General features: G+C 75.7%; 12 protein-coding genes. 6 read left to right on the plus strand and 6 right to left on the minus strand.

Annotated features, from left to right (window positions below; all coding sequences use genetic code 11):
- Positions 1-13 precede the first annotated feature (13 nt).
- Positions 14-604, minus strand: a complete 591-nt coding sequence (locus ACQP60_RS19245) for a DUF6230 family protein (protein WP_429735923.1) — start codon at positions 602-604, stop codon at positions 14-16.
- 155 nt (positions 605-759) lie between these two features.
- Between ACQP60_RS19245 and ACQP60_RS19250 the strand changes: the two genes are divergently transcribed.
- Positions 760-1359: a TetR/AcrR family transcriptional regulator gene (locus tag ACQP60_RS19250; RefSeq protein ID WP_429735925.1), complete on the plus strand. Its 600-nt coding sequence runs from the start codon at positions 760-762 to the stop codon at positions 1357-1359.
- 188 nt (positions 1360-1547) lie between these two features.
- On the opposite strand, the gene ACQP60_RS19255 is transcribed toward ACQP60_RS19250, so the two are convergent.
- The 4 genes from ACQP60_RS19255 to ACQP60_RS19270 all read right to left on the minus strand — a co-directional run bounded on the left by ACQP60_RS19255 (position 1548) and on the right by ACQP60_RS19270 (position 6569).
- Positions 1548-3338, minus strand: a complete 1791-nt coding sequence (locus ACQP60_RS19255) for a S1C family serine protease (protein WP_429735927.1) — start codon at positions 3336-3338, stop codon at positions 1548-1550.
- A gap of 96 nt (positions 3339-3434) precedes the next feature.
- Positions 3435-5276: a 2-succinyl-5-enolpyruvyl-6-hydroxy-3-cyclohexene-1-carboxylic-acid synthase gene (gene menD / locus ACQP60_RS19260; RefSeq protein ID WP_429735929.1), complete on the minus strand. Its 1842-nt coding sequence runs from the start codon at positions 5274-5276 to the stop codon at positions 3435-3437.
- Positions 5273-6301 carry an o-succinylbenzoate synthase gene (locus ACQP60_RS19265; RefSeq protein ID WP_429735931.1) on the minus strand — a complete coding sequence of 343 codons (1029 nt, stop codon included), beginning with the start codon at positions 6299-6301 and terminating at the stop codon, positions 5273-5275. Before ACQP60_RS19265 ends, menD begins: the two co-directional genes overlap by 4 nt.
- A gap of 100 nt (positions 6302-6401) precedes the next feature.
- Positions 6402-6569, minus strand: coding sequence for a hypothetical protein (locus ACQP60_RS19270; protein WP_429735933.1), 168 nt, complete (start codon positions 6567-6569; stop codon positions 6402-6404).
- A gap of 350 nt (positions 6570-6919) precedes the next feature.
- Between ACQP60_RS19270 and ACQP60_RS19275 the strand changes: the two genes are divergently transcribed.
- Positions 6920-8629 (plus strand): BCCT family transporter, encoded by a 1710-nt coding sequence (locus tag ACQP60_RS19275; RefSeq protein WP_429736189.1) that lies wholly within the window; start codon positions 6920-6922, stop codon positions 8627-8629.
- 36 nt (positions 8630-8665) lie between these two features.
- On the opposite strand, the gene pdxR is transcribed toward ACQP60_RS19275, so the two are convergent.
- Complete coding sequence (gene pdxR / locus ACQP60_RS19280) at positions 8666-10063, minus strand: MocR-like pyridoxine biosynthesis transcription factor PdxR (RefSeq protein WP_429735935.1); 1398 nt, start codon at positions 10061-10063, stop codon at positions 8666-8668.
- Between the two features lie 100 nt (positions 10064-10163).
- Between pdxR and ACQP60_RS19285 the strand changes: the two genes are divergently transcribed.
- From ACQP60_RS19285 to ACQP60_RS19300, 4 genes are all read left to right on the plus strand, one after another.
- Positions 10164-11099, plus strand: coding sequence for a DMT family transporter (locus ACQP60_RS19285; RefSeq protein WP_429735937.1), 936 nt, complete (start codon positions 10164-10166; stop codon positions 11097-11099).
- A gap of 10 nt (positions 11100-11109) precedes the next feature.
- Positions 11110-12102: a 1,4-dihydroxy-2-naphthoyl-CoA synthase gene (locus ACQP60_RS19290; RefSeq protein ID WP_429735940.1), complete on the plus strand. Its 993-nt coding sequence runs from the start codon at positions 11110-11112 to the stop codon at positions 12100-12102.
- 50 nt (positions 12103-12152) lie between these two features.
- A complete protein-coding gene (locus ACQP60_RS19295; protein ID WP_429735942.1) occupies positions 12153-12530 on the plus strand; it encodes a hypothetical protein in 378 nt (125 codons plus the stop codon).
- Positions 12531-12642: 112 nt separating this feature from the next.
- Positions 12643-14259: an outer membrane protein assembly factor BamB family protein gene (locus tag ACQP60_RS19300; RefSeq protein ID WP_429735944.1), complete on the plus strand. Its 1617-nt coding sequence runs from the start codon at positions 12643-12645 to the stop codon at positions 14257-14259.
- Positions 14260-14311: the final 52 nt, after the last annotated feature.

The raw sequence follows: 14311 nt of genomic DNA on the forward strand, positions 1-14311 counted from the left end.
TCGCCGGGGCCGCTCAGAAGCACTCGGTGCCGTCGGAGATCTTGAGGTGCAGGTCGGTGAGCTTGAAGACGGCCGCCGACGTGCTCGACGAGACCTGCTTGAGGTCGTCGATCGTGATGGCGTCGGAGTCCATGGCGAAGTCGCCCTTGCTGCCGTGCGCCTTGGTGTTCACGGTGGACGCGTCGACGCCGATCCGGATCTGGTTGAACTGCGCCGTGCCGCGCAGGTCGCTCATGCCGATCTGGAGGTCGGTCGCCTTGACCGGGTTCTTCGGGTTGGTGCCCGCGGAGATGAGCAGGCCCAGCGGCATGCCGGGGACCTTCACCGACTGGCACAGGTTGTGCAGCGTGGCGTCCTTGATGTTGGCGATCGCCACGGGGTGCGACTTGCCGTCCGCGTCCTTCGCCTCGCCCGCGTACTGCGAGAAGCCGGTCCCGTCGAGCTTGTCGGCCGCGATCTTGAACTGCTGGCCCGAGATCGCCATCGACACCGGCACGGCCCCCTGGGCGACGCCGCCCATGAGGACGCCGATCACCGCCACCGTCGGGACCGCCGCGAGCATCGCACGGCCTCGACGCGTGCGCGTCAGTGCGCTGAGCTTCATTTCCCCTCCAACAAGACGACATGGCGACCCCTGTGTCGCCGACGAGTGGCGACGGTACGCCCCTTACTGAGGCAACGTCAATAGCACTGGTTGCCCGCGGCGCTTCACCCGTCGCGCGACCCCGTCACCTCGTGAAACGGCCATATGCTCGGGGCATGGCAGCCGCGCGACGCACCCGGATGAGCCCCGACGAACGCCGGCAGCAGCTCGTCGCGCTCGGCGTGGCCGCGCTGGCCGACCGCCCCCTGGAGGCCGTCACCGTCGAGGACCTCGCCGCCCAGGCCGGCGTCTCCCCCGGCCTCGTGCACTACTACTTCGGCAACCGGCAGGGCCTGCACTCCGCCATCGTCCGCACCGCGCGCGACGCGATGCTCCACGCCACCCAGCCGCGGCCCGAGCTGCCGCCGCGCGAGCGCCTGCGCGACACCCTCGACCGGTTCGTCGAGTTCGTGCACGACCACGACGCGACGTTCTACTCCCTGGTGCGCGGAGCGGCGTCCGGCGACGAGCACGTCCGGGCCACCATCCAGCACGCGCGCGACATGCTGGCCGGGCACCTGCGCGACGCCTTCCAGGAGATCGGCGTCGCCCCGACCCCCCTGCTCGAGGTCGCGCTGCACTCCTGGATCTCGTTCGCCGAGCAGGCGCTCGTCGAGGCCGCGACCGACCCCGGCATCGCCCCGTCCGACCTCGCCGACTTCCTCGAGCGCAGCGCGCTCGGCGTGCTCGCCGCCCTGCACCCCTCGGCGGACTGAGCGGACGCTGTGAGCGGGCGTCTGGCCCTGTTCCGGCGTCGGAACAGGGCCAGACGCCCGCTCACAACCCTCGGACCGCCCGGTCCGCACGGCAAAGCCCCGCGGACCGCGACGGGGAGGGGGAGTCGTCGCGGGCCCGCGGGGCTGCTGGTGCGGCCGGCCGGGTGCGCTGACCGGCCGGCCGCGGCTCAGTTGGTGCCGTTACCGCCCTGGAGCAGGTCCTGGAGCCAGCCGGGCAGGTTGCCCGGGTCGGACTGGTCGGAGCCGCCCTGGCCCTGGTCCTGACCGTTCTGGTCACCCTGGCCCTGGTCGCCCTGGTCGCCCTGACCGTTCTGGTCGCCCTGGCCACCCTGGTCGCCCTGACCCGTCGAGGCGGACTCGTCGCGGACGGCGAGCGTCACGTCGACCGTCTGCGTCTTGCCCTCGCGGACGTAGGTCAGCGTGACCTTCTGGTCGGCCGCCTTCTCCCGGACGTACGCCGTGAGCGACTCGGCGCCGTTGACGGCGTCGTCGTCGATCGCGACGATCACGTCGCCGGTCTGGAGGCCGGCGTCCGCGGCGGGAGACCCGGACGACACCTCGACCACCTTGGCGCCGCGACGCGTGACGCCGTCGGCGGTGGCCGTCGCGTCCTGCATCGTCACGCCGAGGAACGCGTGCTCCGCCGAGCCGTCCTTGATGAGCTGGTCGGCGATGTTCGTCGCGAGGTTCACCGGGATGGCGAACCCGAGACCGATCGAGCCGGACTGCTCGCCGCTCATGCCGCTCGACATGGTGGCGATCGACGACGTGATGCCGATGACCTGGCCCTGCGCGTTGAACAGGGGGCCGCCGGAGTTACCGGGGTTGATCGCCGCGTCGATCTGGATGGCGTTGGTGACGACCTGCGTGCTGCCGTCCTCCCCCGACGCCGAGACCGGGCGGTCCACCGCCGACACGATGCCGGTGGTGGCCGTGTTGGCCAGGCCGAGCGGGTTGCCGACGGCGAGGACGGCGTCGCCCACCGTGACGTCGTCGGACGTACCGAACGACGCGGGCTTCAGGTCGTCCGGCGGGTCCTTCAGCTCGACGACGGCCAGGTCGGTGGTCGGGTCGGTGCCCACGATCGTCGCCTCGTACAGGCGACCGTCGGAGAGCGTGACCTGCACGGTGTCGTTCTGCGCGCCCGACACGACGTGGTTGTTCGTGAGGATGTGGCCCTTGTCGTCGTAGATCACGCCGGAGCCCTCGGCTCCGCCGGACTGGCTCTGCACCTGGATGGCGACCACGGACGGGGCGACGGCCGTCGTGACGGCCTCCCAGTTCGGGTTGCTCGAGGTCGAGTTCTTGACCGGGGCCTCGTCGGTGGACTGCGCGGACGAGCCGACGCTCGCCAGCGACGACGGGTCGCCGGCGTCGAACGCGCCGGTCGCCGCCGCCGTGCCCAGGCTGGCGAGGACGGCCGCGATGACCGCCGCGCTGGCCACCGGGACCCACACGGACCGCTCGCGCTTCGTGGCGGTGCCGCCCGGCCCCTGCGGCGTGGACGTCTGGCCCAGCGCGTAGGGGTTGCCCGGGCCCTGTCCGTACGGCTGGCCCTGCTGCGCGTGCGGGGACTGCTGGGGGTGCTGGCCCTGCGGGCGCTGCGCCTGCGAGTACTGCTGCGACGGCCCCTGCGGGTGCGCGGACTGCTGGGTGTAGTACGGCGACCCGGGAGCCATCTGCCCGTACCGCGGCTGCTGCGCGCCGTACTGCTGCTGCGGCGCCTGCTGCGGAGCGGACGGCTGCGGGGCCCCCTGCTGGGGCGTCCCCTGGGTGGGAAGCTGCTGGGTCGGCTGCACGGTGAGGTGCTGGGTGTCCTGCGTGGCCGGCTCCGGTGCGGTGCGGTCCGCACCGGCCTGCTCCGCCGACCGCTCGGTCGGCTGCTCGGCGGCGCTCTCGCTCCGGTTCGGCTCGTCGGCGCCCGACGGCTGCGGTGCGCCCGGGGTGTCGGTGCTCATGGTGCCCTCCTCGATGTGTGCCTCCAGGAGACCACCCCATCCTGGCGTGGCGCTTGGCTCAACCTGAGAACTTGCTGCAAATCACGTCACGCCAGGTCAGAGCGTTCCCCGGACGGCGGCGCCGACGCGCGCCGCGAGGTCTCGCGTCTCGGCGAGCCGGTCGGCGCGCGGGACGTGCACCTCGATCACCTGCACGCCGCGGCTCGGCGCCTGCAGGGCGTGCCGCAGCGAGCCGACGTCGAGCACGAGCTGGTGGTCCACGCCGTAGCCGGCGCACAGCTCGGCCAGGTGCGCACCGTGCGGCGTGCCGAAGACGCGCTCGAACGTGGCGGCGCCCCGCGCGGACGACGTCGCGAGCTCGCCGTGCTCGAGCGTCGCGAAGATGGAGCCGCCGTCGTCGTTGACCACCACGATCTCCAGGTCGACGGCCGGCTCGTGCGGCCCGCGCAGCAGCCCGCCGGCGTCGTGCAGGAAGGTGAGGTCGCCGACCAGCGCGCGGGTGCGGCGGCCCTGGCGGGCGGCGGCGTGCGCGACGCCCGTCGCGGTCGACACGGTGCCGTCGATGCCGGCCAGCCCCCGGTTGGCGAGCACGTCGGGCAGGTCGCCGGCCTGCGGGTGGTCCAGCCCGAGCACCAGGTCCAGGTCGCGCACCGGGTTGGAGGACCCGACGACGAGCACGTCGTTCGGGCCGAGCACGGACGCGACGGCCCGCGCGACGGCGAGCGCACCGTGCGGGGCGGTGAGCAGCCCTCCCCCGACCGCGTCGTCGGAGGTCGCGGCGTCGACGACGGCCGCCGCCGCGCGGCCCGCGGCCCGCCAGCGGGCGAGGAACGCGCTCTCGGACGCGTCCCCGCGGGCGTCGACGGGGGCCGCCGGCGCCGACCACCGCTCGGCCAGGGCGGGCACGACGCGCTCGGCGTTCCGCGCGGCGTCCGGCCACGGGCCGCCGCCGGGCGCCACCACCGTGACGACGACCTCCGGGCGGCCCAGCAGCCGCTGCACCGGACGCGACAGGGTCGGGCGGCCGAAGACGACGACGTGCTCGACGTCGTGGGTCAGCTCCTCGACGCCCAGCGCCGAGCGGTACGCCGCCACCGCGTTCGGCCCGCCGCAGGCGCCCGACGACGGCTCGGCGAGCAGCGGCCAGCCCTGCGCCTCCGCGACGGCGCGCGCGACCGGGCCGGCGCCGTCGCCCGCGACGACCAGCGTGCGCGCGGGGTCGCCGTGCAGGGCCGGGTCGTCGCCCGGCCCCGGCGAGGGGGGCACGACGGCCGCGCGGCGGAACCCCTCGGGCCACGTCTCCTCCGGCGGCAGGGGCGCGAGCGGCGCGGGCGGGTGCAGCGGGTCGCGGAACGCGAGGTTCACGTGCACGGGCCCCGGGTGCCCGTCGCGCAGCCCCTGCGCCGCCGCGAGCGCCCGGCCGAGCGTGCCGAGCAGGTCGCGCACCTCGCCGGCGCGCCCGTCGGGGGCGGGGACGTCGACGGCGTACCGCACGGCGGTGCCGAAGATGCCCACCTGGTCGGTGGTCTGGGAGGCTCCGGTGCCCCGCAGCTCGTGCGGACGGTCGGCGGCGAGCACCACGAGGGGCACGCCGGTGTGGTGCGCCTCGAGGACGGCGGGGTGCAGGTTGGCGACGGCGGTGCCGGACGTCGTGACGACGGCCACCGGCCGCGGCAGCTCGGCCTGCGCGCCCTCGCCCGCGCCGCGCACGACGGGCTCGGCGCCCCGGGACAGGCCCAGGGCGAGGAAGCCCGCGGACCGCTCGTCGACGCGCACGTGCAGCGTGAGCAGGCCGGCGTCCGCGGCCTCGGCCAGCGCGTACGCGAGCGGCGCCGACCGCGACCCGGGCGCCAGCACGACGTCCCGCACCCCCTGGAGCGCGAGGTCCGCCACGACGGCCCGCGCCGCGACGAGCGACGGCGGGAGCGGCGCGGTCATGCGGCCGCCTCGAGCAGCGCGGACAGGCGGGCGTACCGGGCCAGCCACCGCTCGCGGGTGGCCGGGTCGGGCTCCGCCGCGGCGAGGGCGGCAGCGTCGGGCGCGGGCCGGCGCACGGGCAGCGCGCCGTCGACCGGGAGCAGCGGGTCGGCGACGACGTCGTGGGCGAGGAGCTGCGACGTCGCAAGGCCGCAGGCGAAGGGCAGCTCCGGCAGCGCGGCCGCGAGCGCCACGCCCGCGGCGAGCCCGACCGACGACTCGAGGGCGGACGACACGACGACCGGGAGCCCCACCTGCTCGGCGAGGTCGAGGCAGGCGCGCACGCCGCCGAGCGGCTGCACCTTGAGCACGACGACGTCCGCGGCGTCCTCGCGCACGACGCGCAGCGGGTCGGCGGCGCGGCGGATCGACTCGTCCGCGGCGACCGGGACGGGCGAGCGCAGCCCGCGGCGCACGGCGGCCAGCTCCGGCACGGTGGCGCAGGGCTGCTCGACGTACTCCAGGCCGCCGGCCGCGGCGTCGAGCACGGGGATGCGGGCGAGCGCCTCGTCGGTGGACCAGCCGCCGTTCGCGTCGACCCGGATCGCGCCGACGCGGCTCCCTCCAGCCCGGCCGTGCACCTCGTCGAGCGCGGCGCGCACGGCGGCGACGCGCGCCTCCTCCGCCTCGAGGGGCTCCAGCGCCCCCGGGCGGCCGTCGACCGACGGGCCCCGCTGCGCGACCTTCACCTTGGCGGTGCGGCACCCGCCGGACGCGAGCACGATCTCCCGCGCCCGCTCCGGGCCGACGGCGGGCACGGTGACGTTGACGGGCACGCGGTCGCGGACGGGCGCGGGGAAGCCGACGTCGGCGGCCTCGCGCGCCGCGCGCAGCCAGGTCATGGACTCCGCGTCGTCGTAGTCCCAGAACGGGGACAGCTCGCCCCAGCCGGCGTCGCCCCGGAGCAGCAGGCCGTCGCGCACGTCGAGGCCGCGGAACCTGGTGGTCAGGGGGGTGCGGTACACGATCTCACGCAGCAGCTGCACCCGTTCAGGTTACTGGCCGGCGCCCGCACCGGCGCCGGGCGCGGGCACGCCGGGACGCCGCGACGGCCTCGCCTCGAGCTCGCCCCGAGGCCGCCCGCGGTCAGTCGGTGAAGTCCGTCAGCTCCGGCACGTAGGTCAACGGGCTCGGAGCGGGACGTCCGCCGATGCGCTCGGCGTCGCGGCGGACCGTCTCGGCGTCGTACACGAAGATCTCGTGCGCGACGTCCTCGGGGTCCACCACGGCGTCGTCAGGTTCCCGCACGCTCATGCCTCCAGGGTGCGCCCGCTCCCGCCGCGCGGGCGGGAAGGGCGCCGGGCGCGCCGCGGCCGCCGGGTTCCACCCGCCGCGCGCGGGATCCGCACGGGTTGCACGAGGCCGCGACGTGCGAGACGGTCGACTGCCCCCATACCCAGGTCAGATGCAGCTCAGGTCTCCGTCACGAACAGGGCTCCGCAGTGAACGAGAACTCAGGCAAGGTCGAACAGCGTGGCGCGAAGCGGCACGCGCACGACGCGGCGGACAGGGTCGGCCGCGCGCTCCGGTCGCCCACCGCGGAAGTGGTGCCGCACCCGGCCCTCGACTACCCGATCGGGGTCGACGAGCAGCGCCGCAGCCCGATGGACTGGGTCGTCTTCGGGGTCACCTCCGGCGTAGCGGTCGCGTTCCTCGTCTGGGGCTTCGTCGACACCGACAGCCTGGCGAGCGCCTCCAGCACCGCCCTCGGCTGGGTGACCACGAACATGGGCTGGCTCTTCGTGCTGACCGCCAGCCTGTTCGTCGTGTACAGCCTGTGGCTCGCGGTCAGCCGGTACGGCGCCATCCCGCTCGGCGCCGACGGCGAGGAGCCCGAGTTCCGCACGGTGTCCTGGGTGGCGATGATGTTCTCCGCCGGGATGGGCATCGGGCTGATCTTCTGGGGGGTCGCCGAGCCGCTCGCCCACTACGTGGACCCCCCGCCGGGCACCGTCGACGCCGGCGACCCCGAGGCCGTCCAGCACGCGATGTCCACCACGATGTTCCACTGGACGCTGCACCCCTGGGCGATCTACGCCGTGGTCGGCCTGGCGATCGCCTACAGCGCCTACCGCAAGGGCCGCAAGCAGCTGATCTCCTCCGTGTTCGAGCCGCTGCTGGGCCGGCGCGCGCACGGCCCGGCCGGGAAGGTCATCGACATGCTCGCGATCTTCGCGACGCTGTTCGGGTCGGCCGCCTCGCTCGGGCTGGGCGCGCTGCAGATCAAGAGCGGCCTGGAGGTCGTCGGCTGGGCCGGCGACGTCGGCAACGGCGTCCTGGTCGCGATCATCGCGGTGCTCACCGTCTGCTTCGTGCTCTCCGCGGTGTCGGGGGTCGCGCGCGGCATCCAGTGGCTCTCGAACATCAACATGGTGCTGGCGCTGGCGCTGGCGGTGTTCGTCTTCGTCGTCGGGCCGACGGTGTTCATCCTCAACCTCATCCCGAACTCGATCGGCACCTACTTCCAGGACCTGGCGATGATGGCCGCCCGGACCGGTGCCGACAGCGCCACCACCCCCGGCGGCGTCTCCACCAGCGACTGGCTGGCGCAGTGGACCGTCTTCTACTGGGCCTGGTGGATCTCCTGGACGCCGTTCGTCGGCATGTTCATCGCCCGGATCTCCCGCGGCCGGACGATCCGCCAGTTCGTCGGCGGCGTCCTCCTGGTGCCGAGCCTGGTCACCATCGTGTGGTTCTGCGTCTTCGGTGGCGCGAGCCTCTTCCTCCAGAAGGGCGGCACCGACATCGCCGGCGCCGGGGAGACGGAGGCGCAGCTGTTCGGGATGCTGGGCGAGTACCCGTGGGTGTCTCTCACCACCGTGGTCGTGATGATCCTCGTCGCGATCTTCTTCGTCTCCGGCGCGGACGCCGCCTCCATCGTCATGGGCACCCTGTCGCAGCGCGGCAGCGCCGAGCCGAGTCGCCCCAACGTCATCTTCTGGGGTGTCGCGACGGGTGCGGTCGCCGCGGTGATGCTGCTCGTGGGCGGGAACGACGCGCTCACCGGCCTCCAGAACCTCACCATCCTGGTCGCCCTGCCGTTCGTGGTCGTCATGGTGCTGCTGATGGTCTCGCTGACCAAAGACCTCAGCCAGGACCCGATGATCGTCCGGCAGAAGTACGCCCGGGAGGCCGTCAAGCAGGCGGTCATCGCCGGCGTCACCGAGCACGGGGACGAGTTCGCGCTCACGGTCGAACCCTCCGACCGGCCGATCACGCCCAGCGACGTCGAGGTGCCCGACGACGTCGACCTTCCGGCCGACGTGGTGGCCCGTGCGGAGGCTGCCGCCGAGGCCCGCCGCGACGCCGAGTAGCCGCACGGCTCTGCCGCGAGCAGCGTCCGGGCGCGGCTATTCGCGCGCCTCGGCACCTTCGGCGGCCGACCTCAGGATCTCGACGACCCGCACCACGGCCGGGCCCTGCACCCGCGCGGCGCCCACGACGACTCCCCACGCCCCGGGGCCGGCCGAGGCGTCGGACAAGAGCTCGGCGGGGACGCCCGCGTCGCGCAGGGCGGACACCGCCCGCGCCTCGGCGTCACCGTCGGGCAGCCGGACGACGAGGTGCAGGCCCGCGGCGACCCCCTCCACCGGGACGTGCGGCGCGTCGCGCGCGAGCGCGTCGAGCAGCACCCCGCGCCGTCGCCTGTACGTCAGCCGCGCCCGGCGCAGGTGCCGCGCATACGCCCCGTCGGCGATCAGCCGCGCGAACGCGGCCTGCTCCGGAACCGAGCAGCCGAGGTCGGCGCGGCGCTTGGCGTCGACGAGCGCCTCCCGCACCCCGGGAGGCGCGACCACCCAGCCGAGTCGGAGCGCCGGGGACAGCAGCTTGGACACCGAGCCGAGCAGAGCGACCCGCGCCGGGTCCAGACCGCGCAGGGCACCGACGGGCTGCCGGTCGTACCGGAGCTCGGCGTCGTAGTCGTCCTCCAGCAGCAGACGGTCGCCGTCCCGGGCCCAGGCGACCAGCTCGCGACGGCGGTCCGGGGCCAGGACGACGCCCAGCGGGAACTGGTGCGCGGGCGTCACGACGGCCGCCGCGGCGTCGGGCAGGGCGTCGGTGCGCAGGCCACGGTCGTCGACGGGCACCGGGACGACGTCCAGCCCGGCGCCCCGCAGCTGCGCCACGACCCCGGGCGACGCCGGGTCCTCGACCGCCACCCGCCGACCGCCGCGCCCGCCGGCGAGCACCTCGCCGAGCAGCGCCAGCCCCTGGGCCACGCCGCTCACGATCACGACGTCCTCGGCCTCGACCGGGGCCGCGCGCGCGGCCCGCAGGTGCGCGGCGAGCTCCCGGCGCAGCTCGAGCAGGCCCTGCGGGTCCGGGTAGCCCAGCTCCGCGTCGGGCAGCTCGCGCATCGCGTCGCGCACGGCGCGCGCCCAGGCCGCGCGGGGGAAGAGCGTCGGGTCCGGCGCCCCCACGCTGGCCGGGCGGGCCGGCGCGTCGGGCGCACCGCCCCGAGGCCGCGCACCGGCCGGGTGCCGGGCGAGGTCGGCCACCACGACGCTCGACCGCGGGCGGCTCTCGAGCACGCCCTCCCCGACGAGCTCGTCCACCGCCCCGGACAGCGTGCCCCGCGACACCCCCAGCCCGGCCGCCGCGGTGCGCGACGACGGCAGGGCGGCACCCGCCTCCAGCCGTCCCGACGCGACGGCCTCGCGCAGGCCGTCGCGCAGCCAGGCCCCGACGTCGGACGACGGGCGCGCACCCAGCACGAGGAGCAGGTCCTCCGGCTCCAGCCGCCTCATCGCGTCACGCTCCCCATCCTTCCGGCCCCTCGTCTGGCCCAGTGAACCAGCATCGAACTGGCCCTGCCCACCGGTCCAGGGCGCTCGTAGCGTCGTCGGCATGACCTCCTCCCCCCGCGCCGTCGTCGCCCGGCCCGCGACCGCCGCGCCGACGGCCCCTGCCGGCCTCGCGTCCGCGTACGTCCGCTGCGCCGCGGCGATGGCGCTCGTCGGCGCGTCGTTCACCGCCTCCGCCGCCCTCGCCGACTACCCCGTCTTCGGCGGGCAGGCCGTCCGCTACGCCGTCGCGGCCCTCTGCCTGCTCGCGGTGATGCGGTGGCGGCGGGTGGCGTTCGTGCCGCCGACGCCACGCCAGGCGGCCCGGCTCACGGCGCTCGCGGCCACCGGGCTCACCGGGTTCAGCGCGTTCGTCGTCCTCGCCACCCGGCACGCCGAGCCCTCGCTGGTGGGTGCGGTGGTGGGCGCCACGCCCGTCGTCCTCGCCGCGACGCAGGCCGTCCGCGAGCGCCGCCTCGCCTTCCGGACCCTCGCGGCGGCCGTCGTCGTGACGGCCGGGGTGGCGCTCGTCGAGGGCGTCGGGACCGCGGACCCGCTCGGGCTCGCGCTCGCCGTCGGGGCGCTCGCGTGCGAGGCCGCGTTCACGCTGCTCGCCGTCCCGCTGCTGCCGACGCTCGGGGCGCTGCGCGTCTCGGCCTACGCCTGCGTCGCGGCCGTGCCGCAGCTCCTGCTGCTCGGCCTGCTCGCGCCGGGTCCCCTGCTCGCCGTCCCCGACGGCGGCGAGCTCGCGGCGCTGGCCTACCTGTCCGTCGTCGTCACCGCGGTCGCGTTCCTGCTCTGGTACACCGGGGTCGCGCGGGTCGGCGCCGCCCGGGCCGGGCTCTTCGCCGGGCTGATGCCCGTCGCGGCCCTCGTGGCCTCCCTCGCGCTCGGCGTGGAGGTCCCGACGGCGCACGGCGTGGCGGGCGCGCTCGTCGTCGCGTCCGGCCTCGCCCTCGGGCTGTCGTCCCCGCGTCGCCCGGGAGCGACGACGAACTAGGGTGACCAGCGTGACCAGCGCACCGCTCCCCCGCACCGTCTCCCACACGTTCGACCCCGCGCGGTGGCGCGAGGTCTCCGGGTTCGAGGGGCTCACCGACCTCACCTACCACCGCGGCGTGGAGCGCGACGCCGACGGCGCCGTCGTGCGCGACCTGCCCGTGGTGCGCGTCGCGTTCGACCGCCCCGAGGTGCGCAACGCGTTCCGACCGCACACCGTGGACGAGCTGTACCGCGTGCTCGACCACGCCCGCATGACCTCCGACGTCGGCACCGTGCTGCTCACCGGCAACGGCCCGTCGCCCAAGGACGGCGGCTGGGCGTTCTGCTCCGGCGGCGACCAGCGCATCCGCGGCCGCTCCGGCTACCAGTACACGACGTCGGTCGAGGACCCGGCCGGCGGGGGCGAGATCCTGGGTGAGACCGCCGACGCCGTGGATCCCGCCCGCGCCGGGCGCCTGCACATCCTCGAGGTGCAGCGCCTCATCCGCACGATGCCGAAGGTCGTCATCGCCGTCGTGGACGGCTGGGCGGCCGGGGGCGGGCACTCGCTGCACGTCGTGGCGGACCTGTCGATCGCCTGCCGCCAGCACGGGCGGTTCAAGCAGACCGACGCCGACGTCGGCTCGTTCGACGGCGGGTACGGCTCCGCGTACCTCGCGCGGCAGGTGGGGCAGAAGCGCGCGCGGGAGATCTTCTTCCTCGCCCGCGAGTACTCCGCCGACGACGCCGAGCGCTGGGGCGGCGTCAACGAGGTGGCCGAGCACGACGACCTCGAGGGCCTCGCCATCGAGTACGCGCGCACCATCGCGGGCAAGTCCCCGCAGGCCGTCCGGATGCTGAAGTTCGCGTTCAACCTCGCCGACGACGGCCTCATGGGCCAGCAGGTCTTCGCCGGCGAGGCCACGCGTCTCGCCTACCTCACCGACGAGGCCGTCGAGGGCCGCGACGCCTTCCTCGAGAAGCGCGACCCCGACTGGTCCCGGTTCCCGTACGCCTTCTGACCCGGCGCGATCCCTCCCGCGCGCGGCCGGCCACGCCCTAGCATCGGCGCATGCCGCGCACCCGCACCGTCGTCGCCCTGACCTGCCTGGTGGCGGTGGCCGGCGCCGCGCTCACCGCCCCCGTGCTCTGGCTGGAGCTGGACGAGGCCGCCGTCCCTCCCGCCTCGGCGCTGCACGGCCTTCCCGACGACGCGACCGTGACCGGCGAGGACCAGGGCTGCGGCTCCGGGGGCTGTTGGCTCGAGCTGACCGTCGACGCGCCGGACGGCACCTCCGGGACGGAGCTCGCCGACGCGGTCGCCCCCGGCGCCGAGGTGTGCGGCGTCCGCAGCGTCGTCGATCTCCGCCGGGTCTGCACCTGGGTGCTGGACGCCGATGCCTCGACCACCACGTTCGGCGTCAGCTACCGCCGCTTCCTGGACTCCTGACCGGCGATCGCGACCGGCTGTCCCGCACGGCTATTCCCGACCCGCGATTTCTCACCCGGGCAGGTCGCCTGCGACGGCGTCGGGTGCGCCGCCGCGCGGGTAGCCTCCCGTCATGCGGGCGAGATTCCGTCGCGCCGAGCCGATGGCCTCCTTCGAGCTCGTGCCGGACGACGAGCGCGAAGGCGCCCCGGGAGGCGCGCCCGACGAGGCGCCCGAGGACCGCCCCGCCACCCTGCGCGAGCGCGCCCTCAGCCGCTGGCGCGCGCTGTCCCGCCGCGGGCGCGTGGTCGTGGCGGCCGGCACCGCCGTCGTCGTGCTCGCCGCCGCCACGGCCGCCGTCGCCCCGGGCCTGCTGGACGCCCGCGCCGAACGGCTCCGCGCCGAGGCGATCCGGGGCCTGCCCGGCGCCGTCGACGACCTGTCCGAGCCGCTGGCCGAGACCTGGGAGCTGACGGACGGCACCGGACTGGTGACGCTCGCGGGCGGCCTCGCCCTCACCACCGACGGCACCTCCGTGGCGGCGCTCGACGCCGGCAGCGGCGACGAGGTGTGGCGGCGCGAGGTCGGCACGTTCCCGACGTGCGGCCCGCGTGGCGGCTTCCCGGACGACCTGGCCAGGCCCTCCGACGTCGCGGTCTGCCTCACCGGAAACCCGGACGACCGCACTGTCACCGTGCTCGACGCCGGCGGTGGCGTCGTCGGGCAGAGGTCGATCGGCCCCGCACGGGTCGACGCGTACGACGACGGGGCTCCGGACGGCGCCCCCGTCGTGGTACCCGCCGCCGCCGGCGCGATCGCCGTCGTCGAGGGGATCACCGACGCCACGGCCCCGTGGCCGGCGGACGACCTGCCCGACGCGGGCACCCTGCGCGAGCTCCGCGCCGACGGCTGGGTGGACCCCACCGTGCGCGTCGAGGACGCGCTCACCGGCGAGGTCCGGGGCACGGCGACCCTGCACCTGCGGGCCGAGGACCTCGGGGCGTGCGGGATGATGCAGGACGACGGCGAGGCGCCCGAGCTGATGACCGACCCGTCGGTCGTCGCCTCGCCGACATCGGTCACGCTGTCGGTGTGCGGCGCCATCGCCCTCGTCACGCCCGGGGGCGCCGCGGTCGACGCCGACCCGGAGGGCGCCTGGGTACGACCGCTCGCGGACGGGCGGCTCGTCGTCGCGGGCGCGGACGGCAGCACGGTGCTCGACAACGACGGGTCGGTCGTCGCCACGGTCCCGGGACTGGTGATCCCGCCGCAGGTGGACGACGAGCCCGGCACGTCGTACCTCGCGATGGCCGGGGTGGGCGACGACGCGACGGGGCCGCTGCGGCTCACGTCGGTCGGTCCGGACGGCGGCGAGCGGTGGTGGAGCGTCGTGCCGGACGACCTCGGCGGGGTGCTCGCGCGGGTGGACGGCGTCGTCGTCGTGCAGGACGGGTCCGGGCTCGTCGGTCTCGACGCGGCGACCGGCGACGAGGTCTGGGACCGCGACGACCTGCTCCGGAGGTCCGACGACGGCTCGGGAGAGTGGGTCGCCGGGGCGGTCACCGACGGCACCCGCCTGCTCCTCGGGATCAGCGGGTACGGCGGCGGCGACCGGCACCGCCTGGTCACCGTCGACGTGCGCGACGGCACCACGCTGTGGGAGCTGAAGCAGGACGGCTACCTCGAGGGGCTCCTGGCGATCGGGGGCCACGTGGTGACGTTCGCCGGCGCCGTGCGCGGCCTGGGCTGACACCCGGGCACCCAGCCTCCCGGGATCTCGCTCGTCCGCCGCGGCGGACGAG

Source organism: Isoptericola variabilis (genome assembly GCF_050311655.1).
Lineage (GTDB): Bacteria > Actinomycetota > Actinomycetes > Actinomycetales > Cellulomonadaceae > Isoptericola > Isoptericola variabilis.